Below are 22,798 nucleotides of genomic sequence, written 5' to 3'. Positions count from 1 at the left end.
AGATGGGATAACCCAAAGGGAGGAGTAACATGAAGAACACCATCAAGCGGCTGGCGGCCGCCACGGCCCTGACGGCAGCGGCGACATTTGCCGGCGCCGAGACCCAGGGCGTAACGGACGATGAAATCGTCATCGGTTCGGTCAACGACCTGTCCGGCATCTTTGCCGCGGTCGGCGTGCCTGCGGTCAAGGGGGCGAATGTCGTCTTTGACCGGGTGAATGCCGAAGGCGGCATCCACGGCCGCAAGATCCGCTATGTGGTCGAGGACAACGGCTATCAGATGCCGCGCGCGATGCAGGGCTACAACAAGCTGCTGAACCGCGACAAGGTGTTCGCGATGCTGCAGAGCCTTGGCACGCCGATGAACCTCGCTGGCTTCAAGCTGTTGGACCCCAAGGGCATTCCGAATGTCGCACCGCTCTCGGCGGCGCGGCAGATGCTGCAGGAGCCGGTGAAGAACAAGTTCACCTCGTTCTCCAGCTATTTCGACCAGAGCCGCGTGGGCGTGAAGTACCTGGCGGATCAGTTCGGCGCCGAAAAAGTCTGCACGATGTACCTGCCGACCGATTTCGGCAAGGAAATCCTTGAAGGGTCCAAGGCCGGGGCGGAAGAGGCAGGCATCGAGTTTGCCGCGGAAACCACCCACAAGCCGGACGAGACCGATTTCGTCGGCTCGCTCAGCAAGCTCAACGAAGCCGGTTGTGACATCGTCACCATCGCGCTTGGCGTGCGTCAGGCGATCACCGTCGTCGGCACCGCAAAGAAGATGGGCCTGAACGACATGAAGTTCATGGGCACGTCGGCCAGTTTCCTGACCGTGGTCGCCCAGGTTCCGGGCGGCGTGACCGAGGGGTTCTATGCCGCCGCCTCGTGGCAGGATCTGTGGGCACGCGCCGACGAGCCCGCCCCGAAAGCCTTCATCGAGGAATACAAGGCCGCCACCGGCGAAGATCCGGTCGGTTTCGCCATGCTGGGCTATGCTGCGGCGGAAATGATGGTCAAGGCGCTGGAAGCGGCCGGGCCGGACCTGACCCATGAAAGCTTCATCGCGGCGATGGAGTCGCTGGACTATCAGGACGATCTGGTGGGCAACCACATCAACTATGGCCCCGACGACCATCAGGGCGCCGACTCCGTTTACGTCAATGTTGTCGAAAACGGTGCGTGGAAGAAGATCCACGAAGAATGACGAACGTCGGGCACCCTCTGGTCAGGGTGCCCGATGCCTGCTTCTGCAGATCTGAACGCCCAGGACGCCGCGCCGACGTGGTGAAGTGGCGGGGCGCCCTGCCCCGGCTCCGGTTTCAGGCACGGCGAACGCGGCGTGGAACGTCGCCCCGGTGTCTGTTGCCCTCCCGGGCTGTCAATTGTCTTTGATACTTTGCATTCTTCTGCCACGGTCATCGGAAAGCCGGCCTCGACCAGCGCGGTGCCGGCATGTTTTTCAGCTACCCGAGTTCGATCATGACCATTTCCTATTTGAAACGCGCCGCAGCGCCGCCCACCGCGGAAAGCGCGGACATCCGGGATACGGTCGCGATCATGCTCGCCAATATCGCCCGCGATGGGGAAAAGGCCGTCCGGCGCTATGCCGGACAGCTGGACGGCTGGACCGGCGAGATCGTGCTGTCGGAGCAGGACCGCAAGGACGCCTGTGACCGGGTGCCGGAGGAAGTCAAGGCCGACATCCGTTTCGCACATGCCAATATCCGCCGTTTCGCCCAGGCGCAAAAGGACACGCTGGGCGATTGCGAGATCGAGGTGATCCCCGGTCTGATCGCCGGACAGCGGCAGATCCCGGTGTCCAGCGCCGGCTGCTATGTCCCCGGCGGGCGCTATGCCCATGTGGCCAGCGCCTTGATGACCATCACCACCGCCCGCGTCGCGGGCGTCCCGCACATCGCGGCCGCGTCGCCGCCCCGCCCCGATGCCGGCATACCGGATGCGGTGATCTTTGCCATGGACCTGGCCGGGGCCGATCTGATCCTGAACCTCGGCGGGGTTCAAGGCATCGCGGCAATGGCGCAGGGGCTGTTCGGCGCCAGACCGGCCGACATACTGGTCGGCCCCGGCAACGCCTATGTCGCGGAAGCCAAGCGGGCGCTGTTCGGGAAGGTCGGCATCGACCTGTTCGCCGGTCCCACGGATTCGCTGGTGATCGCGGATGGATCGGCCGATCCCGAAACCGTGGCCTGGGATCTGATCAGCCAGGCCGAGCACGGAGCCGACAGCCCGGTCTGGTTGGTGACGACGGATACCGAACTGGCCGATCACGTGCTGACGCGGGTGCCGGAGCTGATCCGAGATTTGCCCGAACCGAATGCGGGGGCGGCACGGGCGGCCTGGCGGGACCGGGCCGAAGTCATCCTGTGCAGCGATCGGGACGACGCGGCGAAGGTTGCCGATGAATACGCGCCCGAACACCTTCAGGTGATGGCCGAAGACCTCGATTTTTGGTTGCAGCGGCTGCGCGCCTACGGTTCGCTGTTTCTGGGCGAGGGCACGACGGTCGCCTTTGGTGACAAGTCCGCCGGTCCCAATCACGTTCTGCCGACAAGCGGCGCGGCGCGCTATACCGGCGGGCTTTCGGTGCACAAGTTCACCAAGACCGTCACATGGCAACGCTGCGATCCGTCCGCTTCGCGTGAACTGGCACTGCGCACCGCCCGCATCAGCCGGATGGAGGGGATGGAAGCCCATGCCCGCGCCGCCGAACTGCGTCTGAAGTCCTGAGGAATTTCAACGCCAACGCCGGCGCCCTCGCCGCAACGTCGATTGTCCGCAAAGCCATCTTTCCAATAATTCTTTGCGCAGGTCTCACGAAATCGTTGCTCCCGAAAGGTTCAGCGCATTTTATGCAGGCATGAGTACGCCGTCCCTCACCCATGAGATGTCAGGCAACCGTCACCTGGTGCGGTTTGCCGGACGGTTGCTGACGGAATCCCTGAATGTCGTCGAGACGCAAACCAAAAAGATTCGGGCCGATACGGATGAGATGGAGTTCGACCTGTCCGGTCTCGACGCGCTCGACACCGGTGGCGCATGGATCATCGCCGACCTGCGGCGGCGCTTGGAGACCGAAGGCGCAACGATCTCCATCGTGGGCGCGACCGAGGCGCAGGCGGCCCTGATCGAAACCGTGACCAGGAACCTGCCGACCGAACTGGTTTCCGAGGAACCGCCGCGCGGCTTCGTGCCCTGGCTGGAAACCCTGGGGAAGGGTACGGTCGACGCATGGAAGGACTCGCTGTCGATGCTGGGGTTTTTCGGCCTGACCCTGCATCGCCTGGCCCGCTCGCTGATCATGCCCTGGCGGCTGCGCAGCGCCTCGCTGGTGACGCAGATGGAGGAAACTGGCCTCAAGGCGGTACCCATCATCGCGCTGATGGGGTTCCTGATCGGCGTGGTGCTGGCCTTTCAGGGCGCGACGCAGCTCAAGCAATTCGGCGCCGAAGTCTTCGTCGTCGAACTGATTTCGATCTCGGTGTTGCGCGAGTTGGGCATATTGCTTACGGCCATCATCGTCGCGGGCCGCTCCGGTTCGGCCTTCACCGCCTCCATCGGGTCCATGAAGGTGCAGGAGGAGATCGACGCGATGCGCACCATCGGGCTGGACCCGATCGAGGTTCTGGTGATCCCGCGCACGCTGGCCCTGCTGATCGTGCTGCCGATCCTGGGTTTCATCGCGGACATATCGGCGCTGGTCGGCGGCGCGTTGATGAGCTGGATCGACCTGGGCGTGAGCCCCGGCATGTTCGTGACGCGCCTCAAGGACAATACCGATGTCTGGCATCTGGCGGTCGGCCTCATCAAGGCGCCGTTCTTTGCCATGGTGATCGGCGTGATCGCCTGCTGGCACGCGATGCAGGTCCAGGGCTCGGCCGAAAGCGTCGGGCGCAGGACCACCGCATCCGTCGTGCAGTCCATCTTCATGGTCATCGCACTGGACGCGCTGTTCTCGATCTTTTTCTCGGAAGTGGGGGTCTGAGATGGACGGCGCCGTTGCCACCCGGACAACCTCGGTCGCCGCCGGGCGCGAGGCCGTCATCCGCGTGCGCGGGCTGGTCAACCGGTTCGGACCGCAGGTGGTGCATGACGGCCTGGACCTGGATGTCTGGCGCGGTGAGGTGCTGGGGGTCGTCGGCGGCTCGGGCACGGGCAAGTCGGTGCTGCTGCGGACGATCGTCGGCCTCAACAAGCCCGCGGCCGGGAGTATCGAAGTTCTGGGCGTCGATGTGCTGAACGGACCCGCAGCCGACCGGTTGCGCATCGAACAGAGCTGGGGCGTGGCGTTTCAGGACGGTGCGCTGTTTTCCTCGCTGACGGTGCTGCAGAACGTGATGGCGCCGATGCGCGAACACCTGAAGCTCAGCGAAAACATGATGAAGGCGCTGGGAGAGCTAAAGATCAGCCTTGTCGGTCTGCCGGTGCTCAGCTGCGGGAAGTTTCCGTCGGAGCTGTCCGGGGGGATGCGCAAACGCGCCGCGCTGGCGCGCGCCCTGGCCCTGGACCCGGAGATCGTGTTCCTCGACGAGCCGACGGCAGGGCTGGACCCGATCGGCGCGGCTGCCTACGATGAGCTGATTGGTGAGTTGCAGCGGGCGCTGGGTCTGACCGTATTCATGGTGACGCACGATCTCGACAGCCTGTACGCGATCTGCGACAGGGTTGCGGTACTTGCGGAAAAACGCGTCTTGGTTGAGGGTTCCATCGACGACATGATCGCGGTGGACCACCCTTGGGTGCGGGAATACTTCACCGGGCCGCGGGCGCGGGCTGCGGGCAACAGAAGGCGGGACAGCTAGAGACGGTCATGGAAACACGGGCAAACTATATTCTGATCGGTGCTTTCACTCTGGCCGGTATCCTGGGCGTTTTCGGGTTTCTGCTGTGGCTCGCCAAGGTCGAGGTCAATCGCCAGTACGCCTATTACGATGTGCTGTTCGACAATGTGTCGGGACTCTCGACGGCAGGAGAGGTCCGGTTCAACGGCCTGCCCGTCGGGCAGGTCATATCGCTCAATCTGGACGAGGACGACCCGTCCAAGGTGCGGGTCAAGCTGGAGGTCGCCGCAAGCACACCGGTCAAGTCCGACACCATCGCAGAATTGCAGTCGCTGGGCGTCACCGGCGTCAGCTATGTGGCCCTGACCGGCGGATCGCCAGATGCCCCCCAATTGCCGCAGAACAGCGTCATCAAAAGCCGCCGCAGCCCGTTGCAGTCGATCTTTGAAGGCGCGCCCGAGCTCTTGAACAAGGCGATCGTACTGCTGGAGGACATCCAGTCCGTTTTCAGCGACCAGAACAAGCAGGCCGTCTCGACCACGCTGGAAAACCTGTCATCGGCCTCGGGCAGGCTGGATCAGGCCCTGTCCGATTTCGAGAAGCTTTCCGGCGAGCTCGGCAGCGCGTCCCGCGAGATCGCAGCCTTCACCGACCGGCTGGACCGGCTGTCGGACACTGCCGAAGTCACGTTGAACACCGCGACCGAATCGCTGGAACAGACCAAGACCGCGGCGGTCGAGGCGCTGGATACGGCGCAGGAAACCTTCGCCACCGCGGATCGGCTGATGCAGAACGATCTGGCGCTGTTCATCGAGCGGGGAACCGAAGTCGCCGAAACCGCCAATCAGGTGATCGCCGAGATCGGGGTCGACGTGAACGCGGTTGCCGAACGGTTCGCGCTGCTCTCCGACGAGGGCAGCATTGCCCTGGCGAACGCCAACGAAGCCTTTGCGAATGCCAACGTAACGCTCGAAGACATCAGCAACGCCATGGACAGTGCCGAAGAAACGCTGTCCTCGGCCAACGAGGCGTTCACTTCGGTGAACCGGATTGTCAACGAGGATGTGGGCTCCATCGTGGCCGACATACGCGGTGCCGCCGATACCTTCACCACCACCGTCTCGAAGGTCGCCGGCAATGTGGACCAGATCTCGGACGAAATCCTGAGCGCGTCGCAATCCGCATCCGAACTCATGGGAACCGTCGATGGTATCGTGCGGCAGAACCGGCGGCAGCTGTCCGACTTTCTGCGCAACGGATTGCCTCAGTTCCAGCGTTTCGTTGACGAATCCCAGCGCCTGGTGGTCAGTCTGGAACGCCTTGTCGACCGTGTGGAGCGCGACCCCGCACGATTCCTTCTTGGCACGCAGGCATCGGAGTTTCGCCAATGACACGCCCCGGTTTGCAGGTTCTTCTCTTGGGCTTTCTGGTGCTGAGCGGGTGCACCGGGCTCGACTCGCTCAGGCGGGCGTCGGAGCCCAACGATTTGTATACGCTGACACCCAAAAGCACCTTTTCCTCTTCCTTGCCGCGCATCAGCCAGCAGATCGTCGTCGAAGAGCCGACCGCGACCGCTGCCGTCAACACCGACCAGATCGCGGTGCAGCCGACGCCGCTGCAGGTGCAATATCTGCCCCGCGCGCGCTGGGTGGACCGCGCGCCGCTTTTCGTCCAGGCGCTGCTGATCGAGAGCTTCGAGAACTCGAACCGGGTCGCTGCGGTCGGACGGTCCACGGCCGGGTTGCGGGCCGATTATGTCATCGTGACAGATCTGCGCGAGTTCCAGGCCCATGTCGCCCCCACGGCGGCTGATCCGAAAGCGTTGCGGATCGAAGTCAGGCTCAACATCAAGATCGTGGACACCTACGAGGATCACATCATCGGATCCCGGTCGTTCGAAGAGTTTTCCAATGCCGCCAGCGACGACGCATCTCTGGTGGCTATGGCCTTTGACGAAGCACTTGGCGACGCCATGCGAGACGCGGTGGAATGGAGCATTCGACGGATCCACACGCACGCAGCCAACAATCCGCGGGAACTGGACACCTGACGCGTCAACGCACGACCCGGCGTCAATAGGTTGCGCGTCCCCCGGAAAGGTCGAACACCGCGCCGGTGGTGAACGAATTCTCTGGCGAGACCAGCCAGGAGATCATGCGCGCGGCTTCTTCGACCTCCAGAAACCTGCCGCGCGGAATCTTGGACAGCATGTAGTCGATATGCTCCTGGCTCATCTGGTCGAAGATTCTGGTGCGCGCCGCGGCCGGGGTCACGCAATTCACCGCGATGTCGTACGCGGCCAGTTCCTTGCCCAGGGATTTGGTCAGGCCGATCACCGCCGCCTTCGAGGCCGAATAGGCCGAAGCGTTTGGGTTGCCCTCTTTCCCGGCAATCGAGGCGATGTTCACGATCCGGCCATATCCCGTCTCGATCATGCCAGGCACGCAGACCCGGTTCACATGAAACGTGCCGTTGAGGTTGATGTCGATCACCTGATGCCAGGCCTTTACGTCATAATCGACGAGCGTTGCGTTCGGCCCCGCAATGCCGGCGCTGTTGACCAGGATCACGGGCGTGCCGAGATCCTCGCATGTCGTCCGATAAGCCTGCTCGACGGCAGCCAGGTCGGTTATGTCGCACGCAATGGCCCGCGCGCCGGCGCCGACATTCGACATGGCGGCGGAATTGCCCGGATCGATGTCCCAACTGGCGATCCTTGCCCCTTTTGCGGCCAGCGCCTGTGCGACCGCCAATCCGATCCCCTGCGCTGCGCCGGTCACAACGGCAACCTGGTCCTTCATCGCGCCCTCCCCGGCATGACATGCGTTTTTGGCCCGGCCTCAGGCCTGGACCATGATCTGCCTCTGGACACCGAGTCCTTCGACACCCAGTTCCACCCTGTCGCCCGGCCGCAGGTAGATCGGGTCCGGTTTCTGGCCCATTCCCACCCCCGGCGGTGTGCCGGTGCTGATCACGTCCCCCGGTTGCAGACTCATGAATTGGGAAACGTAGGAAACGATGGTCGCGACATCGAAGACCATCGTCGCGGTCGAGCCGTCCTGCATCCGCTTTCCGTTCACGTCGAGATACATCGACAGGTTCTGCGGATCGGGCACCTCGTCGCGCGTGACCAGCCACGGGCCGATCGGGCCGAACGTGTCGCAGGACTTGCCCTTGACCCACTGACCCTCGCGCCGGATCTGGAAATCGCGCTCGGACAGGTCGTTGACGACGCAATACCCGGCGACGTGATCCAGCGCCGCGTCACGGTCGATGTATTTCGCGGTTTTTCCGATCACGACGCCCAGTTCCACCTCCCAATCGGTCGCAACGGAGTTGCGCGGGATTTCGATATCGTCGTTGGGACCGCAAATGGCCGACGTCGCCTTGGAGAACAGCACCGGTTCGCCTGGCACCGGCAGGTTGGATTCGGCGGCGTGATCCGAATAGTTGAGCCCGATACACAAGAACTTGCCGACATTGCCGACGCAGGGACCGTAACGATCGACCTCGACAACTGGTAGAGACTCTGGTTCGATCTGCGCGATACGCGCAAGCTTGGCATCACCCAGCACCACGCCGGTGATGTCGTCCACATGCGAGGACAGATCCCTGACCCGGCCCTCCGCATCCAGAATGCCGGGTTTCTCTTTGCCTCTGGGGCCATAACGCACGAGTTTCATGTCATTCTCCGTTCAGGTCGCCCAGCCGCCATCTATCACATGCGCCTGGCCGGTTGTGAAGGCACTGGCGTCCGAGGCAAGGTAGAGCACGAGTGTCGCGATCTCCTCGGCCTGCGCAAGCCGACCCATCGGCTGGCGCGCGATGAACTCGACCTTGGCCTTTTCGTAATCCCCCGTCGCGCGCAGGCGGTCGTGCAGCGAGGGCGTGTCCACCGTGCCGGGGCAGATCGCGTTGCAGCGGATGCCTTGCGTCACATAGTCGGCTGCGATGGATTTTGTCAGGCCGATCACCGCCGCCTTGGACGCGCCATAGACGAAGCGGTTGGGCACGCCCTTGACCGAGGACACCACCGACGACATGTTTACGATCGATCCGCCGCCGCGCTCCAGCATGCCCGGCAGCACCGCGCGACACAGCCGGTACATCGCCTTGGCGTTGAGATCGAAGGCGAAATCCCACTCTTCTTCCGTACTGTCGAGGATCGTACCGGCGTGCACCACACCGGCACAGTTGAACAGCACGTCGATTGGCCCGGCCTGGGCCAGCGCCGACCTGACCTCTTCCGGGTTCAGCACGTCCATCCTGCGAGTCTCTATGCCGTCGGTTCCGGCAAGATCGGCCAGCGCCGCCTCGTTGATGTCCGTGGCGATGACGCGGGCGCCGGACGCGGCAAAAGCCTCGGCACTGGCGCGTCCGATCCCCTGCCCGGCCGCCGTGATCAGCGCGGTCTTGCCTTTCAGGCTCAATTCCCCAGTCAACGGTCCGTTCCTCCCCTGCTTCGCTCGTCGCCATCATCCCTGCCGGATCCGCCTTGCCGTCCGATCCAGGTTCTGAACGCCAGCCCCCCGAACAGCGACACCGACAGGGCCACGATCACCACCGCCATGTTCCAGGTCGCGGTCGATCCGTCGAGATCCGAGATCAGCAACAGGAACGCCGCGCCAAGCGCCAGAAGCAGCGGCCGGACCAGCCGGGCATCGCCTTCTTCGAACAGCAGGTAGGCAAGTTCGAAGCCCGCCGCCAGCGCCAGGGTATAGGACATCAGCTCCAGCGTGCCGTGGCAGCGGATCGCGTTGCCCAGGCTGATCACATCGGCGCTGCACTGAAGGTCCGTCAGAACGAGCATGTAGAGCTTGACCACCAGCGCAACCGCCAGCCCGGCCCCGAGGACCATCTGGCAAACGGTCCGGATGATCCGCGCCGGGCGCAACACCTGCGCGGCAAACCGGGTTTCGCCACCGGGAACCGGATCGGTCATGGCCGCCCTCCGCTGTTGAGCGCCGCCAGCACGCTGCCGGTGTCGGTGACGGTCGCCACGTTCTGCATGGCGTAGTTGATCGAGGCCCCGTGCCATTCCGCGTTCATCGTCGAACAGGCGTTTTCCGGCAGGATCACCCGAAACCCCTTGTCGGCGGCCGTGCGCGCGGTGTGCTCGACCGACATGTTGGTCCAGGCGCCGGTGTTGATGATGGTCTCGACCCCGGCATGGCGCAGATAGCTCTCCAGGCGGCTGGTTTCGAAGGGGTTCATCGACATCTTTTCCACCACGAGATCACCGGGCTGCGGCTCCAGCCCTGGCGCGGGTGCGGCCCCGTGGGTGCCGCGCACCATCGCGTTGGCCGTGAACAGGCCATCATAGAGGGCTGCATGGCGCCGCAGGGTTGGATGGCCGGGTTCGCAGACGAACCAGACGTGAATCACCCAGATGCCCGACCGCCGGCAGGCATCGGCCAGGCGGCGGCAGTTCTCGATCACGTTCTGCTGGCGGGCATGGGCGGGCGCGCCGCTGTCGGCAAAGGCGCCACCTTCCATGATCACGTCATTCTGCATGTCCTGTATGATCATCGCGGTGCGCGCCGGATCGATATCGAGGCTCGGCTGATGCGCCTGCGGCCCGGAGCGCGCCTCGGCCGCGCCCCCGTGCGCCATGAACGGCTCGCGCCGCCCCTGCGCCTTCATGTCCACCGCATAGACCGAAGTGGTTGCGCAGACATACAGCGTGCGCCAATCGCTTCCGCCCCAATGCAGGTTGGCCGCTTTTTCCGGTATTTCGATCTCGCCCAGCTTGATCCCGTGGAAATCGTAGACCCAGAGGCCGCCGGGCGCGGTGACATAAACGTTACCGTCGGTGTCGCATTTCATCCCGTCCGGCACGCCCTCGCGGTCGGTCTCGATGATACCGCTGGCAAAGACGCGCGCGTTGGTCAGGCGCCCGTCGCTGCCCAGGTCGAACATGCGGATGTTCGCCTGTTCGGTGTCGTTCACCCACATGAACCGTTCGCAGGGGCTGAAGCACAGGCCGTTTGGCTGGGTGAACATGTACCGGTCGGAAACCAGTTGCGGCTCGTCCCCCGGCCTGTGCCCCGGCGGCAGGCGGTAGACGCCCTGAAACCCCATCTCGGTCGGTCGCTCGACCCCGAACCCCGGCATGCGCCCATAGGTCGGATCGGTGAAATAGACCGAGCCGTCGGAATGCATGCAGATGTCGTTCGGCGAGTTCAACTCGCGCCCCTCGAAATGGGTGGCCAGCACCTCTCGCGTGCCGTCGGGACGGAACCGCGCGACCGACGAGGTGGAATGTTCGCAGACCAGAAGATTGAGGTCGGCGTCATAGGTCATGCCGTTGCCCTTGTTCGAGGGTCGCAGGATTTCTTCGATGCCCCCCGCCGAGGTCCAGCGCCGGCGCACGTCGCCCGGCATGTCGGAAAAGATCAGATCCTGGTTCACCGGATGCCACAACGGGCCTTCGGTAAAGGTGAACCCGGTGCCGATCTGGCGCACCGGTGCTGCGGGCGCGATCAGTTCGGTGAATCTGTCGTCGATCACGGTATGAGCCATGACGCGCCCTCCTATGCCGGGAACCAGTTGCGGTTGGGCAGCGTTTCCACCAGTGGGCCGGGACAGGTCATCCCGAGCCGTCCAACGACGCGCCCGTGCTGGACCTTGGCGCCGCGGTCGTGGATCGGCAGAAGGAAGGTGAAGTTGTTCAACAGCCGTTTGATCTGCGCCTTCTCGCCGCGCTTGGAGCCGGCGTGATTGCCGGTGACTTGCGGCTCCATGTAGTTGTTCACGCGCACATGGTTGATGATCTGGTCGTTGAAGTCATAGATGACATCGCCGCAGATGCAGGCCAGCCCTTCGTCGGTCTCCACGATGACGTTCATCGACCCTTCGGTATGCGCACCCGCCGGTTCGCACCACACGCCGGGAATGATCTCCTCGGCCTGGGTGATTTCCAGGTCGAGGAAACGGATCGCCTCGGGCTCGTAGATCCGCTCGACCAGGTGCAGGATGTCGGGCTTGGGATATTGCGGGTACATGATGCCCGAGACCGAAAACTCCATTTCGCGCCGGTTCAGCACGACGGTGGTGTTCATCGGGAAATCGTCGTCGTTGCCCGCGTGATCGATGTGCAGATGGGTATGCAGGATGTACCTGATGTCGCCCATCCGCAGGCCATGCCGCGCCAGTTGCTGCTCGACCGTGTTCTCGTGATAGCAGTGCCCGCGCATGCCCAGCGTCTCCATGATGGCATTGTCGCGATAGCCGGTATCGACGAGGATCGGATACTCCCCCCCGAGGATCAGAAAACCGTAGACCGGCACCCGACGCACGCGGCCGCACTGATGCCCGAGCACCAGAAAACTGGTTTCCAGTTCGATGTCGCCATAGTCGAGCGTATGTATCGTGAGGGCCATGTCTCTCTCCCTTAGTCGAGGCGGTAAACCCGCGCTGCCGTATCGTTGAAAATCGCTTTTTGCTGTCCTTTCGGCAGGCCGGACGTGGCCTTGCGGAAGGCGTCGATCAGATCCTTGTAGCCGGTCCAGAGCTTTTCGATCGGAAAGTTCGAGCCGAACATGCAGCGATCCGCCCCGAAGATCTTGACGGTTTCGCGGATGATCTGCGCGATGAAGTCCGGATCGTTGCGGTGAATGAAGGTTCCGAAGGCCGACAACTTGGTCACGACGTTTTCGCAATCGGCCAGCCGCTTCATGCCGTCGCGCCATTCGGCCCAGCCCGGCTTTGACCTGTCCTCCAGCATGCCCGCGTGTTGCAGGACAAAGATCACGTCGGGGCAGGATTTGGTCAGGCGTGCGGCGTCCTTCATCTGGCCCGGAAAGACCTGAAGATCGAAGCTCCAACCATATTCGGCCAGTTGGGCGATGTTGTCGCGCACGGTCTTGGTGCCGAACTGGCACGGCTCGGGCGCGAAGCGGTAATGCGGGTTTTCGTGCCAGTGGTATTGCTGGCGAAACCCGCGCAGGCGGGGACTGTCCTTGACCTTGCTCAACAAGGGGCGCACGTCGCCGCGCGTGAAATCCAGGAATCCGACAATCGCGTGGGGCCAGCCGGACTGATCTGCCACGTCCTCGACCCAGGCGATCTCGTCCCTCCACCAGTTCGGCGCCCAGTTGGCCTGCACATAGACCGACTTTTCGATGCCGGTTCCGGATATGTCTTCCAGATATTCGCGGATTGGATAATCCCGTTTGATCGGCCCGTAGGCCCCGAAGATCCTCGGCCTTTCCGGTCCGAGCAGCCAGGGCAAGTCCTTTTGCCGCCAGATATGGTGATGCGCGTCGATCATGGCCGCCGCCCAGTCCCAAGAACGTGTTCCGTCACCGCAACGATATCGGAGCCATCGCCCAGAGTGCTGAGATGCGGAAGGATAGACGACAACCCGGCCGTCCGTGGCTCATACCCCTCGGTCGCCAGCGGCGACAGCCAGTCGATGCGCCAGGCCATGCGAGCAAGCCGGCGCACCGCGTCGGTCATCGCATCGGCTCCGCCGCGCTCAAGCCCGTCGGACAGAACGATCACCCAGGCTCCGCGCGCAAAGCCGGCATAGCGCGGCACGGCCAGAAAAGCCTGCAACGCCTCACCGATCCGGGTGCCCCCATCCATGTCGGCGACCATGCCGCTGACGCGCTCCAGGGCGCGGGTTTCGTGACGGGCGCGCAGCGCCGGGGTGATGCGGGTCAGGCGCGTGCCGAGCGTGAACGCCTCCATCCGGTCGGCGGCGCGGGCCAGCACATGGGCGAAGCGCAGCGACATGTCGGTGCGATCGGACATCGACCCCGAAATGTCGATGAGCAGAACGACCCGGCGCTGGCGGGACTTGCGCAACCGATGCGCAAGGCGAAAGACTTCGCCGCCGTTGCGCGCGGCCTCGCGCAGGGTGCGGCGCATGTCCAAGAGTCGCCCGCGCCGGTCCGGAGCCAGGCGATATGACGCCCGACGCGGCAGGCGTGCCGGTGCCAGACGCAAGAACCGCGCCAAGGCGGCCTCGGGATCGCGTGGCGCGAAGTCGCGGCGAGCCAGACGCTCGGCGGACGACGCCGCCTCGCCGGCCGCGTCGTCGTCGGGGAGCAGTTCCTCTTCGCCGGTCTCCCCTGTCGGCTCGCGCGCCTCGACCTCTTCATCCTCGCCCTCGAACACGCCCGTAGCCGTTTCACCGAAGAAGAACGCGCGAAAGATGGCGTCGAACTCGCCTTCTCTTTCGCGGGGTATGGCCAGCATCGCGATGGCGGCGCTGCGCACGTCCTTGATCCCACGTGGGCCCAGCACGCCGATGGCCTGGATGAATCCGATGACCTGATCCGGAGCCACGGCGAAACCGTTGGCCCGCAGGACCGCAGGAAATTCGACCAGGGGACGGGCGCCGGCGGGAAGGTCGGTCATGCGGCCTCTCCCGGCAGGATCGAGTCGAGCCGCGGTTCGATGAAACTCAGATCGTCATGATCCTTGAGCGCCACCCCGATGGAGCGGCGGAACGCTTCGGGCCAGGCCTCGCCCTGCCGGTTGAGAAGGGTTGCCGCCTCGGCCCATTCCACGGTTTCGGCGACCCCCGGCGGCTTGACCAGCGGCTCGGTCCGCAGAAGGTTGACCGAGGCCACCACTGCCGCTGCGGTGGCTTCGGCCACGGCCGAGGCGCGGGCGAGGACGATCTGCGACTCAAGATCGGGGGACGGGTAGTCGATCCAGTGATAGACGCAGCGCCGCCGCAGCGCCTCGTGCAGATCGCGGGTGCGGTTCGAGGTCAGAACGACAACCGGCGCCTCGTGGGCGCGCACGGTCTCCGTTTCGGGAATGGAGATTGCGAAGTCCGACAGGAACTCCAACAGGAACGCCTCGAACTCGTGATCCGATCGGTCGATCTCGTCGATCAGCAGCAGCGTGTTCCGCGCCTCGCGCAGGCTTTGCAGCAAGGGGCGTTCCAGCAGGAAATCATCGGTATAGACATTGACGTAGTCGCCTTCGGCCTGCCGGATCGCCAGCATCTGGCGCGGATAGTTCCATTCGTACAACGCCGCCGCGGCGTCGATGCCTTCATAGCATTGCAGGCGGATCACATTGCGCCCCAGCACCGCGCCGATGGCCTTGGCGGCTTCGGTCTTGCCGACTCCAGGTGCGCCCTCCAACAGCAACGGTTTGCCCAGGGCCAAGGCGAGATAGGCGGCGGTGGCAAGCGGATCGTCCGCAAGGTACTGCGCGCCGCGCAGCGCCGCCTGCAGGGCCTGTGGCGTGTCGATGCCCGATATGTTGGCGCGCACCGCCATCTAGCGCCCGCCCTGCGGTCGCGCGCCGCCATTCGCCCGGATGCCGCGCAGGATCTTTTCCGGCGTGATCGGCAGGCTGTCGCAGCGTACGCCGACCGCATTGTAGATCGCGTTGGCAATTGCCGGCAGCACCGGGTTGGCGCACATCTCGCCCGGTCCCTTGCCGCCGAAAGGCGCGTCCGGCGCGGGCCGTTCCAGGATCGAGATATGATGCGGCGCGATCTGTCCCGGACCGGGCAACAGATAGGTGTTGAAGTCGCGTGGCCCGTGGCTTCGGTCCGGATAATAGGGTTCAGTGGTCTCATAGAGCGCGTGGGCCACCCCCATCCAGGCCCCGCCGACCAGTTGCTGTTCGACCAGTTTGGGGTTGAGCGCCCGCCCCACTTCGTAGGCGGAGTTGATCTGCACCACCTCGACTTCGCCGGTTTCGTCATCGACCTCGACATCGATCACCAAAGCGGCATGGGCAAAACAGGACACCGGCGTCATCTCGCCCGTCTCGGGATCGACATCCGAAAGCGGGACCAGATAGATTCCCCGCCCCGCCAGAGTCCGGCCCTGCCGGAACTGTGCCGCCTGCGCGGTTTCTTCAACGGTGATCGACCGGCTGGGCGCGCCCTTGACGTGGATGTTGCCTTGGCCGTCGGTGGTCAGATCGCCCGCATCGACTTCCAGCTCTTCCGCCGCCGCTTCCAGCATCTGGGTGCGCGCCTCGGTCGCCGCGCGGATGATCGCGTTGCCCATGCGATGCGTCCCGCGCGAGGCGAAACTGCCCATGTCATGCGGACCAGTGTCGCTGTCGGCGGTATCGACATAGACATCCTCGATGGGAATACCCAGCGTTTCTGCGGCGATCTGTCGTCCCACCGATTTGATACCCTGCCCCAGGTCGATCGAGGACAGCGTGACCTTGAACTTTCCGTCCGGGGTGGAATGCACCAAGGCCTGGCTGGGGTCGCCGCCGAGGTTCATGCCGATGGGATAGTTGATGCAGGCGAAACCGCGTCCTTTGCAGATGGTCATCAGCGCCTCCGTGATCCCGAGATGAAAGACGACACGCCGGGCCGTTTGACGCCGCGCTGAAAAGGTTTGTCGGGCTGATACGTTTCGGACTCTGGCCGTTGTTCCGGTGCTTGCGCTGCGGGTGGTGCGGCAGTCGGCCGTGGCGGAGCCGGTCGTTCTGGTGGTGGTGCGGGCGGTCGATAGCCCGAGGGGAGCGATGGCCCTCCTGCAACCGGGCGGGGTTCGGGTTGCGCCGGGGCGCTGGTCGGCGCCGGCGCCGGTGGACTTGGCTGAAATTGCGACGGTGTCGGCGGCCCGCCCGTATCCACCTTGAAACCCAGACGCGCGGCCTCGGCCATCATGTCTTCGCGTTGAGGCGCGTTGCCGGTGGCGGGGTGGTCGGTGAAGGTTCCCGCTGGAACCCGTCCGCGCGCGCCCGTCCCCGAAAACGGATCGGGCGCCAGACCCGACCGTTTCCGCTCGCCGATCCGGCCTTCGTCGTCGGTGGCGGTTTCGGGAATCTCGCCCCGCCAGCCCGCGCCACCGCCCGCACGGCTGGATTGAGCCATGGCGTCAGCAGACAATTGCCAGCCGGATTTCTGTGCGGCCACCTGGCAGCTTTCGATCAACGCGCAATTCTTGGCCGCGCGCCGGTGCGCCTTCATGTCCCCGTCACGATAGGCGTTCAGGATGCGCAGCTCGATCGGGTCCATCCCGACCGTTTCGGCCACCTTGTCCATGTGGCATTCGATGGCGAAATCCACCGCGGTGATGCCGAACCCGCGCATCGCCGTCGATGGCGTCCGGTTGGTGTAGACGCAATAGACGTTCGACGCGACATTGGGAATCGTGTAGGGCCCCGGCAGATGCCCGGTGGCCTTTTGCACCGCGTAGGAGGACAGCCGCGTATAGGCGCCGGCATCGAAAAAGCCGGTGAAGGCACGCGCAACGATCCGGCCGTCGCGCATCACCCCGTCCTTGATGCGCCACCGCTCGCCGCCGCGCGGTGCGCCCACCTGCATCTCTTCGGCGCGGTCCCACATGTATTTGACCGGACGGCCCGTCAGCAAAGCGCCCAGTACGGCAAAGGGTTCATGATGGCTGTCCACCTTGCCGCCGAACCCGCCGCCCACGGTGCCGCCGATGAAATGCAGGCGCGAGGACGGGATTTCGAGCAGCTTGCCCGTGACCCCGATGGAAAAGAACAGCGCCTGGGTGGAGGTGTAGCAGACGATCCGGTCGTTGGTCTCGGGCGCGGCAATGGCGCCGCAGGTTTCGACCGGCGCCTGTTCGATGGGCGACATCTGGTATTCGCCCTCGACGATGTGGTCGGCCTGGGCAAAGGCCGCCTCGACATCCCCGAACCGCAGTTTCTGGTGATCGTACCGTTCGTGATAGTCGAAGGTGTTGTTGGGGTATTCCTCGTTTACGACCGGCGCGTCGGGATTCATGGCCTCTTCGACATCGAGAACGTGGGGCAGCACCTCCCATTCGACCTTCACCGCCGCGACGGCGCGCTGCGCCGCCAGAACCGACGTGGCGATGATGGCCAGAACCGGTTCCCCGACATAGGACACCTTGGTTTCGGCCAGCAGCGGTTCGTCGTCCCTGCCGAAATCGATGAGGGAAAGCAGGGTGTTTCGGTTCACCGGTATGTCACGCGGCCAGATCAGCCGGACGACGCCCGGCATCGCCTCGGCCGCCGAGGCGTCGATCGAGCGGATGCGCGCGTGATGGTGCGGTGACCGCACGCAGCGGACATGCAGCAAACCGTCGAACAGATGGTCATCGTAAAACGGCGAACGCCCGGTGACGTGACCCAGAATGTCCTGCCGGATCCTCGGCTGACCGATTTCGCCCAGGCTGTCGTCACGCTCGTCGGCGAACAGATCCTTGCGGAACTCGACAACCATCACGCCACCCCCCTGTTGCCGCGCGCCGCCGAAAGGATCGCATCGACAATCGGCTCATAGCCGGTGCAGCGGCAGACATTGCCGCCGATGGCGTCGATCACCTCGTCGCGGCTCGGGTTCGGGATACGGTCCAGCAACGCGCGCGCCGACATCAGCATCCCCGGCGTGCAATAGCCGCATTGCGCCGCGAAATGGTCGATGAACGCCTGCTGCAAGGGATCGGGCGCCGATCCGTCGCCCATGCCCGAGACCGTGCGCACGTCGCGGCCTTCCACGCTCTGGGCCAGGGTGATGCAGGCCAGGCGCGGCGCGCCATCGACCAGAACGGTGCACGCGCCGCAGGTGCCCTGCCCGCACCCGTATTTCGGGCTGAGATCGCCCAGCCCCCGGCGCAGCAGGTCCAGCAGGTTGGCGCCGGCATCGGCAAAAGCCGCCGCCTCGGCGCCGTTCAGGGTGAAGGTCACGGGTGTCTTGGTCATCGGCGGTCCTTTCCAAGCAGCAGGCGGCGCAGGTGCACCGGCGCGGTTTCACGGCGGTACCAGGACGAGGCCAGCGCGTCGGTCGGCGGCTCCAGACCTTCGGTGGCGCGGGCGAGGGCCGGTGCGATGCCGCGGGCGTCGTGCGATGCGCCTTCCAGAGCCTGCTCCACCGCTCGGACGCGCACCGGTGTGGCGGCCATCGCGCCATACGCCACCCGCACGTTCGACAGCCGGCCCGCCTCGCGGTTCAGCACCGCCGCCATGCTCATCACCGAGGCACCCTTGGGCCGGACCCGACGCACCTTGCGAAAGCGAAAGGCCTCGCTCGGCGGGCGCTGGAAGGAGACCGAAGTCACAAGCCCGCCGCGGTCGTCCAGGAATTCTTCCACCGGTCGCGTCGCCCCGTCCGCAAGGTGAACGGTCGCCTCCAGCGCCAGCAGAGCGACCGCGAAATCGCCATAGGGATGGGGCGCAAACAGATTGCCTCCGACCGTCGCGGCATTGCGTACGGCCGGCCCGCCAACCGCCGTTGCCGCAGGTGCCAGGAAGGTCAGATCGCGATTGCCCAGAACATCCGCCATCGTGACCATCGCGCCCAGCGTGATCCGGTTGGCTTCGGCGCGGATTTCGCGCATGCCCGGATCGGAGGTGCACACAATGCGATCAAAGCCTTGCGCGCCGTAGTTAACCTGAATCATCACGATGGAGCCACCGCCGAGAAAGCAGGCCCCCGACCCCATTGCACGGGCCGCTTCGGCGGCCGTCGGATAGGTTTCCACACTAAGCATGCGCAGCCTCCATATGCGTGCGGATGGCCTCGAACCCGGCGACATAGATCCCTTGTCCGACCAGTTCGGTCAGTTCGTCGGACCGGCCCCGCGGCGTGTCGAACCGGCTTTCCCATTCCCAATAGGTCCGGTCGCCGTCGGTCACGGGGAACAGGCGCACATGGGCCACGTAGTTGAACAGCGGAACCGGCGTGTCGAGCAGACAATAGGTGTAGGTCTGTTCCAGATCGGACAGCGCAAGAAGCTGCTCGCGCAGCGCCGACCCGTCTTCGAGGCGGAAGCTGCGCACGCAGCCGACCATGTCCGACGGGCGGCCCCGTTCGATCTGGCTTTCGGCCACGGCAGGATGCCACCGGTCGTGGCCATTGAAATCGCGGATCACCTTCCAGACGGCTTCGACCGGTGCGTCTATCACGGTGCTGCGCTTGACCCGTGGCATCATGCGCTCCCGAAATGGCGTTTGAGCGCGTCGAAGCCGGTCTGGAACACATCGGCCCCGATGCCATCCACCAGGCCGTCCTCGTCTTCGGGCGCGCAGGAGAACTCGGCGGACCATTCGATGAAGGTCCGGTCCCCCTCGGTCACCGGAGTCAGCCTGAGCGTCGCCAGGTACTCGGTCAGCGGCATCGGGCTTTCCAGGATGGAATAGGTGCAGAACAGATCGTAGTCCGAAAGCCCCAAAAGCTGCTCGCGGATCAAATCCCCGTTCTGCAGGTGGAAATTGCGGACGCAGCCCACCTTGTCCGAGGGCAGCGCATCCTCGATCCGGCTGTCGCGGATCAGCGGGTGCCATTTCGGCAGACCGTTGAAATCCCGCACCCTTTCCCAGACTCTGGTCGCCGGAGCGCCGATCACCGATGAGACATAGACACGGGCCATTTACGATTTGCTCCCCTTGTCGCCGTCGCCCTTGGTGTCGCCGGTTTGGCCCTTCTTTTCGACCGCCGCGGCGATGCGTTGCATGTCCGAGGCTTCTCGGATCAATCCGGGCTGGCGGGCCAGGTTGCCCCCTTCGATGCCGATGTCGTTCAACAGGCTGTCGATCATCGGCGCCTGAACCCGGTAGCGCAGGGCCGAATTGATCACCTCGTCGGTCGGGCTGCCGCCACCGCCGGAACCACCGCCGTCGCCGGCGCCTCCGCGCCCCCCCAGACCCAACGAGCCGGATCCGGCGCCGCCAAGCTCCATGATCTTGATCTCGTTGATCTTCTCCAGAGGCTTGACTTGGGCCGCCACGATACCTTCCAGGCGTTCCAGCAGGTTGCGCTTGAAGAGCGATGCGCGCGCCTCGTCGGTAAGGATGTTCTCGGCCTCGTTGATGAGCTTCTGCGCCTCGGCCCGTACGGCGGCAGTGATGCGTTCCGCCTCGGCGGCCAGCCGGCTTTCCTCGGCCTCCTTCTCGGCGCGCTTGACATCGACCGATTTGAGGCGTTCGGCCTCTTCCAGCGCCGTTGCGGTATCGACCTTGGCCTTGGCCTCGGCCGCGCGGGCACGAGCGACTTCGGCCTCGACGGCGGCGGCGCTTTCTTCCAGCGATTTCTGATAGAGCGCGATGGCCTTGTCCATCGCCGTCTGCTCGACAGCCTTTTCGCGTTCGATTTCAAGCTGCCGGCGCTTCTTCTGGTGATCGATCCGGGCGTCGTCCAGACCTTTCTCGGACTCGATCTCTGTGCGCTCGACCAGTTCCTTGGCGGCGATCTCGGCCTCGCGCAGCGCCTTGGTGCGTTCGACTTCGAGATGCTCCAGAGCTTTCCGCCGCTCCAGACGCGCCGCGTCCAGGGCGCGTTCCTTTTCGATCTCGGCCGCGCGGGTCTTCTTTTCCTCCGCGATGCGCGCGGCGCTGATCAGTTCCTGCGCGGTGATGTTTGCTTCGTCCACCGCGCGGTTGCGGGCGATTTCCCGTTCGCGCAAGTCCTGCTCATAGGCGATGCGCTCGGCAGCGACCTTCTTTTCCTTCGCGATCCGGGCCGCTTCGACGGCCTCGGCGCGCAGCTGTTCGCGTTCCTCGGTATCCTGCTGGGCACCGATGCGCTCGAAGGCCAGCAGCCGGTCCTGCGCGATGCGCGCCTTCTCGACCGCCTCGCGGGCGGCGATTTCGGCCTCGTCCACGTCGCGGTTGCGGGTGATTTCGAGATTGCGGGTGTCCTTGTCGGCGGCGATCCGGGCCGCAGCGACGGCCTTTTCCTGCATGATCGACAGCTTTTCGGTGGCTTCGCGGCTCGCGATCTCGGCCTCGCGGATCGCCAGATCCCGCGCCACTTCACGCTCGCGCGTTTGCTGCTCGTAGGTGATCCGCGCTTCGGTGACGGCGCGTTCCTGGTCGATACGGGCCTTTTCAACCGCTTCCTGCGCGGTGATGCCTTCTTCGTCGATGGCGCGTTGGCGCGCGATTTCCTGAGCCTGAATCTCACGCTCCTTGGCAATCCGGGCGGCGTCCAGCGCGCGTTCCTGTGCGATCCGGGCCTTTTCGACGGCTTCGCGCGCGGCGATTTCCGCGGCGTCGGTTTCCTGCTTGTTGCGGATCGACTCCTCGGTCACGGCGCGTTCTTGAAGGATGCGCGCCTTTTCCAGGGCTTCACGCATTGCGATCTCGGCTTCTTCGACCACTTTCTGCCGGTCGATCTCGCGCTGACGTACCTCGCGTTCCGAGGCGATCCGCGCCTCGGCGATCTGGCGTTCGTTGGCGATGCGGGCGGTCTCGATCGCTTCACGGGACAACAAGGTTGCCTGTTCGGCGTCCTTTTCACGCTCCGACCGTTCGCGGGCCAGTTCCGCGCGCTGCTGGGCGCGGCGGAACTCGATCTCGCGTTCCTGTTCCAGCCGCGCTTCTTCGGACTGCTTCTCGATGTCCAGAACCTGTTTTTCGGCTTCCAGGTTGCGGGCGCGGATCTTGATCATCGAATCCTGCTCGATGTCGTTGCGCAGCTTGCGGCGCGCTTCGACCGCTTCGATCACCGTGGTCAGACCTTCGGCGTCGAACTTGTTGGAAGGATTGAAGAATTGAATGTCGGCCTGATCGATGTCGGTGATCGCCACGCTTTCAAGCTCCAGCCCGTTCTTGTCGAGCCCGACCTGCGCCATTTCCTGAACCCGCGCGACATAGTCGTTCCGGTTCTCGTGAATCTCCTCCATCGACATCTGAGAGGCGACGGTGCGCAGGGCCGAGACGAACTTGCCGGACAGCAGGTCGTGGATGCGTTCGGGTTCCAACGTGCGCCGCCCAAGCGTGGACGCGGCAAGGGAAACCGCCTCGCGGTTCTGTTTGACCCGGACATAGAATTCGGCATCGACATCGACCCGCATCCGGTCCTTGGTAATCAGCGCGTGCTCCTTTTCGCGCGTGACGGCCAGTTGCAGCGAGTTCATCGAAACCGGGGTGATGTCGTGGATGATCGGCCAGACGAAGGCACCGCCGTCGATGACGACCTTTTCGCCCAGAAAACCGGTGCGGACAAAGGCCACTTCCTTGGTCGAGCGCCGATAGAGCCAGTGCATGACCCAATAGAGGATGAAGACGACAATGACGGCTGCAATCAGCCAGAGGATCAATTGCCCGATGAGTTGGCCGGTCATATTTCCCTCCCTTT

22 protein-coding genes are annotated in these 22,798 nt (G+C 64.4%); 6 read left to right on the top strand and 16 right to left on the bottom strand.

The window, feature by feature from the left end:
- Window positions 1-29: 29 nt before the first annotated feature.
- The 6 genes from AC2FNJ_RS07190 to AC2FNJ_RS07165 all read left to right on the top strand — a co-directional run bounded on the left by AC2FNJ_RS07190 (window position 30) and on the right by AC2FNJ_RS07165 (window position 6,835).
- Window positions 30-1,190, top strand: coding sequence for an ABC transporter substrate-binding protein (locus AC2FNJ_RS07190; RefSeq protein WP_496763541.1), 1,161 nt, complete (start codon window positions 30-32; stop codon window positions 1,188-1,190).
- A gap of 275 nt (window positions 1,191-1,465) precedes the next feature.
- Window positions 1,466-2,734 (top strand): histidinol dehydrogenase, encoded by a 1,269-nt coding sequence (gene hisD / locus AC2FNJ_RS07185; RefSeq protein WP_496763540.1) that lies wholly within the window; start codon window positions 1,466-1,468, stop codon window positions 2,732-2,734.
- 130 nt (window positions 2,735-2,864) lie between these two features.
- Window positions 2,865-3,989 (top strand): MlaE family lipid ABC transporter permease subunit, encoded by a 1,125-nt coding sequence (locus tag AC2FNJ_RS07180; RefSeq protein ID WP_496763539.1) that lies wholly within the window; start codon window positions 2,865-2,867, stop codon window positions 3,987-3,989.
- Window position 3,990: 1 nt separating this feature from the next.
- Window positions 3,991-4,806 carry an ABC transporter ATP-binding protein gene (locus AC2FNJ_RS07175; RefSeq protein ID WP_496763538.1) on the top strand — a complete coding sequence of 272 codons (816 nt, stop codon included), beginning with the start codon at window positions 3,991-3,993 and terminating at the stop codon, window positions 4,804-4,806.
- Window positions 4,807-4,814: 8 nt separating this feature from the next.
- Entirely contained in the window at window positions 4,815-6,176 is a 1,362-nt protein-coding gene (locus AC2FNJ_RS07170) for an MlaD family protein (protein ID WP_496763537.1), read from the top strand.
- A complete protein-coding gene (locus tag AC2FNJ_RS07165; protein ID WP_496763536.1) occupies window positions 6,173-6,835 on the top strand; it encodes an ABC-type transport auxiliary lipoprotein family protein in 663 nt (220 codons plus the stop codon). The genes AC2FNJ_RS07170 and AC2FNJ_RS07165 overlap by 4 nt, the downstream gene beginning before the upstream one ends.
- 22 nt (window positions 6,836-6,857) lie before the next feature.
- On the opposite strand, the gene AC2FNJ_RS07160 is transcribed toward AC2FNJ_RS07165, so the two are convergent.
- Genes AC2FNJ_RS07160 through AC2FNJ_RS07085 form a run of 16 tightly spaced genes read right to left on the bottom strand, consistent with a single transcriptional unit; the run spans window position 6,858 to window position 22,784 of the window.
- A complete protein-coding gene (locus AC2FNJ_RS07160; protein WP_496763535.1) occupies window positions 6,858-7,586 on the bottom strand; it encodes an SDR family NAD(P)-dependent oxidoreductase in 729 nt (242 codons plus the stop codon).
- Window positions 7,587-7,625: 39 nt separating this feature from the next.
- Window positions 7,626-8,468: a fumarylacetoacetate hydrolase family protein gene (locus tag AC2FNJ_RS07155; protein ID WP_496763534.1), complete on the bottom strand. Its 843-nt coding sequence runs from the start codon at window positions 8,466-8,468 to the stop codon at window positions 7,626-7,628.
- A gap of 12 nt (window positions 8,469-8,480) precedes the next feature.
- Window positions 8,481-9,227, bottom strand: coding sequence for an SDR family oxidoreductase (locus AC2FNJ_RS07150; protein ID WP_496763533.1), 747 nt, complete (start codon window positions 9,225-9,227; stop codon window positions 8,481-8,483).
- On the bottom strand, window positions 9,224-9,727 hold the full coding sequence (locus AC2FNJ_RS07145) for a hypothetical protein (protein WP_496763532.1): 504 nt from the start codon (window positions 9,725-9,727) through the stop codon (window positions 9,224-9,226). Before AC2FNJ_RS07145 ends, AC2FNJ_RS07150 begins: the two co-directional genes overlap by 4 nt.
- Window positions 9,724-11,307: an isochorismatase family protein gene (locus AC2FNJ_RS07140; RefSeq protein WP_496763531.1), complete on the bottom strand. Its 1,584-nt coding sequence runs from the start codon at window positions 11,305-11,307 to the stop codon at window positions 9,724-9,726. The genes AC2FNJ_RS07145 and AC2FNJ_RS07140 overlap by 4 nt, the downstream gene beginning before the upstream one ends.
- Window positions 11,308-11,318: 11 nt before the next feature.
- Window positions 11,319-12,167, bottom strand: coding sequence for an N-acyl homoserine lactonase family protein (locus AC2FNJ_RS07135; protein WP_496763530.1), 849 nt, complete (start codon window positions 12,165-12,167; stop codon window positions 11,319-11,321).
- Between the two features lie 11 nt (window positions 12,168-12,178).
- Window positions 12,179-13,057 (bottom strand): amidohydrolase family protein, encoded by an 879-nt coding sequence (locus AC2FNJ_RS07130; protein WP_496763529.1) that lies wholly within the window; start codon window positions 13,055-13,057, stop codon window positions 12,179-12,181.
- Window positions 13,054-14,151 carry a vWA domain-containing protein gene (locus AC2FNJ_RS07125; RefSeq protein WP_496763528.1) on the bottom strand — a complete coding sequence of 366 codons (1,098 nt, stop codon included), beginning with the start codon at window positions 14,149-14,151 and terminating at the stop codon, window positions 13,054-13,056. Before AC2FNJ_RS07125 ends, AC2FNJ_RS07130 begins: the two co-directional genes overlap by 4 nt.
- Complete coding sequence (locus AC2FNJ_RS07120; protein WP_496763527.1) at window positions 14,148-15,029, bottom strand: AAA family ATPase; 882 nt, start codon at window positions 15,027-15,029, stop codon at window positions 14,148-14,150. The genes AC2FNJ_RS07125 and AC2FNJ_RS07120 overlap by 4 nt, the downstream gene beginning before the upstream one ends.
- Entirely contained in the window at window positions 15,030-16,052 is a 1,023-nt protein-coding gene (locus tag AC2FNJ_RS07115; protein WP_496763526.1) for a xanthine dehydrogenase family protein molybdopterin-binding subunit, read from the bottom strand. It lies immediately after the preceding gene.
- Entirely contained in the window at window positions 16,052-17,944 is a 1,893-nt protein-coding gene (locus tag AC2FNJ_RS07110; protein WP_496763601.1) for a xanthine dehydrogenase family protein molybdopterin-binding subunit, read from the bottom strand. The genes AC2FNJ_RS07115 and AC2FNJ_RS07110 overlap by 1 nt, the downstream gene beginning before the upstream one ends.
- Window positions 17,944-18,423, bottom strand: a complete 480-nt coding sequence (locus AC2FNJ_RS07105) for a (2Fe-2S)-binding protein (RefSeq protein WP_496763525.1) — start codon at window positions 18,421-18,423, stop codon at window positions 17,944-17,946. The genes AC2FNJ_RS07110 and AC2FNJ_RS07105 overlap by 1 nt, the downstream gene beginning before the upstream one ends.
- Window positions 18,420-19,211, bottom strand: coding sequence for an FAD binding domain-containing protein (locus AC2FNJ_RS07100; protein WP_496763524.1), 792 nt, complete (start codon window positions 19,209-19,211; stop codon window positions 18,420-18,422). Before AC2FNJ_RS07100 ends, AC2FNJ_RS07105 begins: the two co-directional genes overlap by 4 nt.
- Window positions 19,204-19,650, bottom strand: coding sequence for an SRPBCC family protein (locus tag AC2FNJ_RS07095; RefSeq protein WP_496763523.1), 447 nt, complete (start codon window positions 19,648-19,650; stop codon window positions 19,204-19,206). The genes AC2FNJ_RS07100 and AC2FNJ_RS07095 overlap by 8 nt, the downstream gene beginning before the upstream one ends.
- The gene (locus tag AC2FNJ_RS07090; RefSeq protein ID WP_496763522.1) at window positions 19,650-20,090 is read right to left on the bottom strand and encodes an SRPBCC family protein; all 441 of its coding nucleotides are present in this window, start codon (window positions 20,088-20,090) and stop codon (window positions 19,650-19,652) included. The genes AC2FNJ_RS07095 and AC2FNJ_RS07090 overlap by 1 nt, the downstream gene beginning before the upstream one ends.
- Window positions 20,091-22,784 carry a flotillin family protein gene (locus tag AC2FNJ_RS07085; RefSeq protein WP_496763521.1) on the bottom strand — a complete coding sequence of 898 codons (2,694 nt, stop codon included), beginning with the start codon at window positions 22,782-22,784 and terminating at the stop codon, window positions 20,091-20,093. It lies immediately after the preceding gene.
- Window positions 22,785-22,798 lie beyond the last annotated feature (14 nt).

The sequence above is a fragment of the Ruegeria sp. BHSB196 genome, from assembly GCF_059613135.1.
Note: the sequence above shows the minus strand (reverse complement) of the source record. Positions and strands in the feature narration are given on the sequence as shown.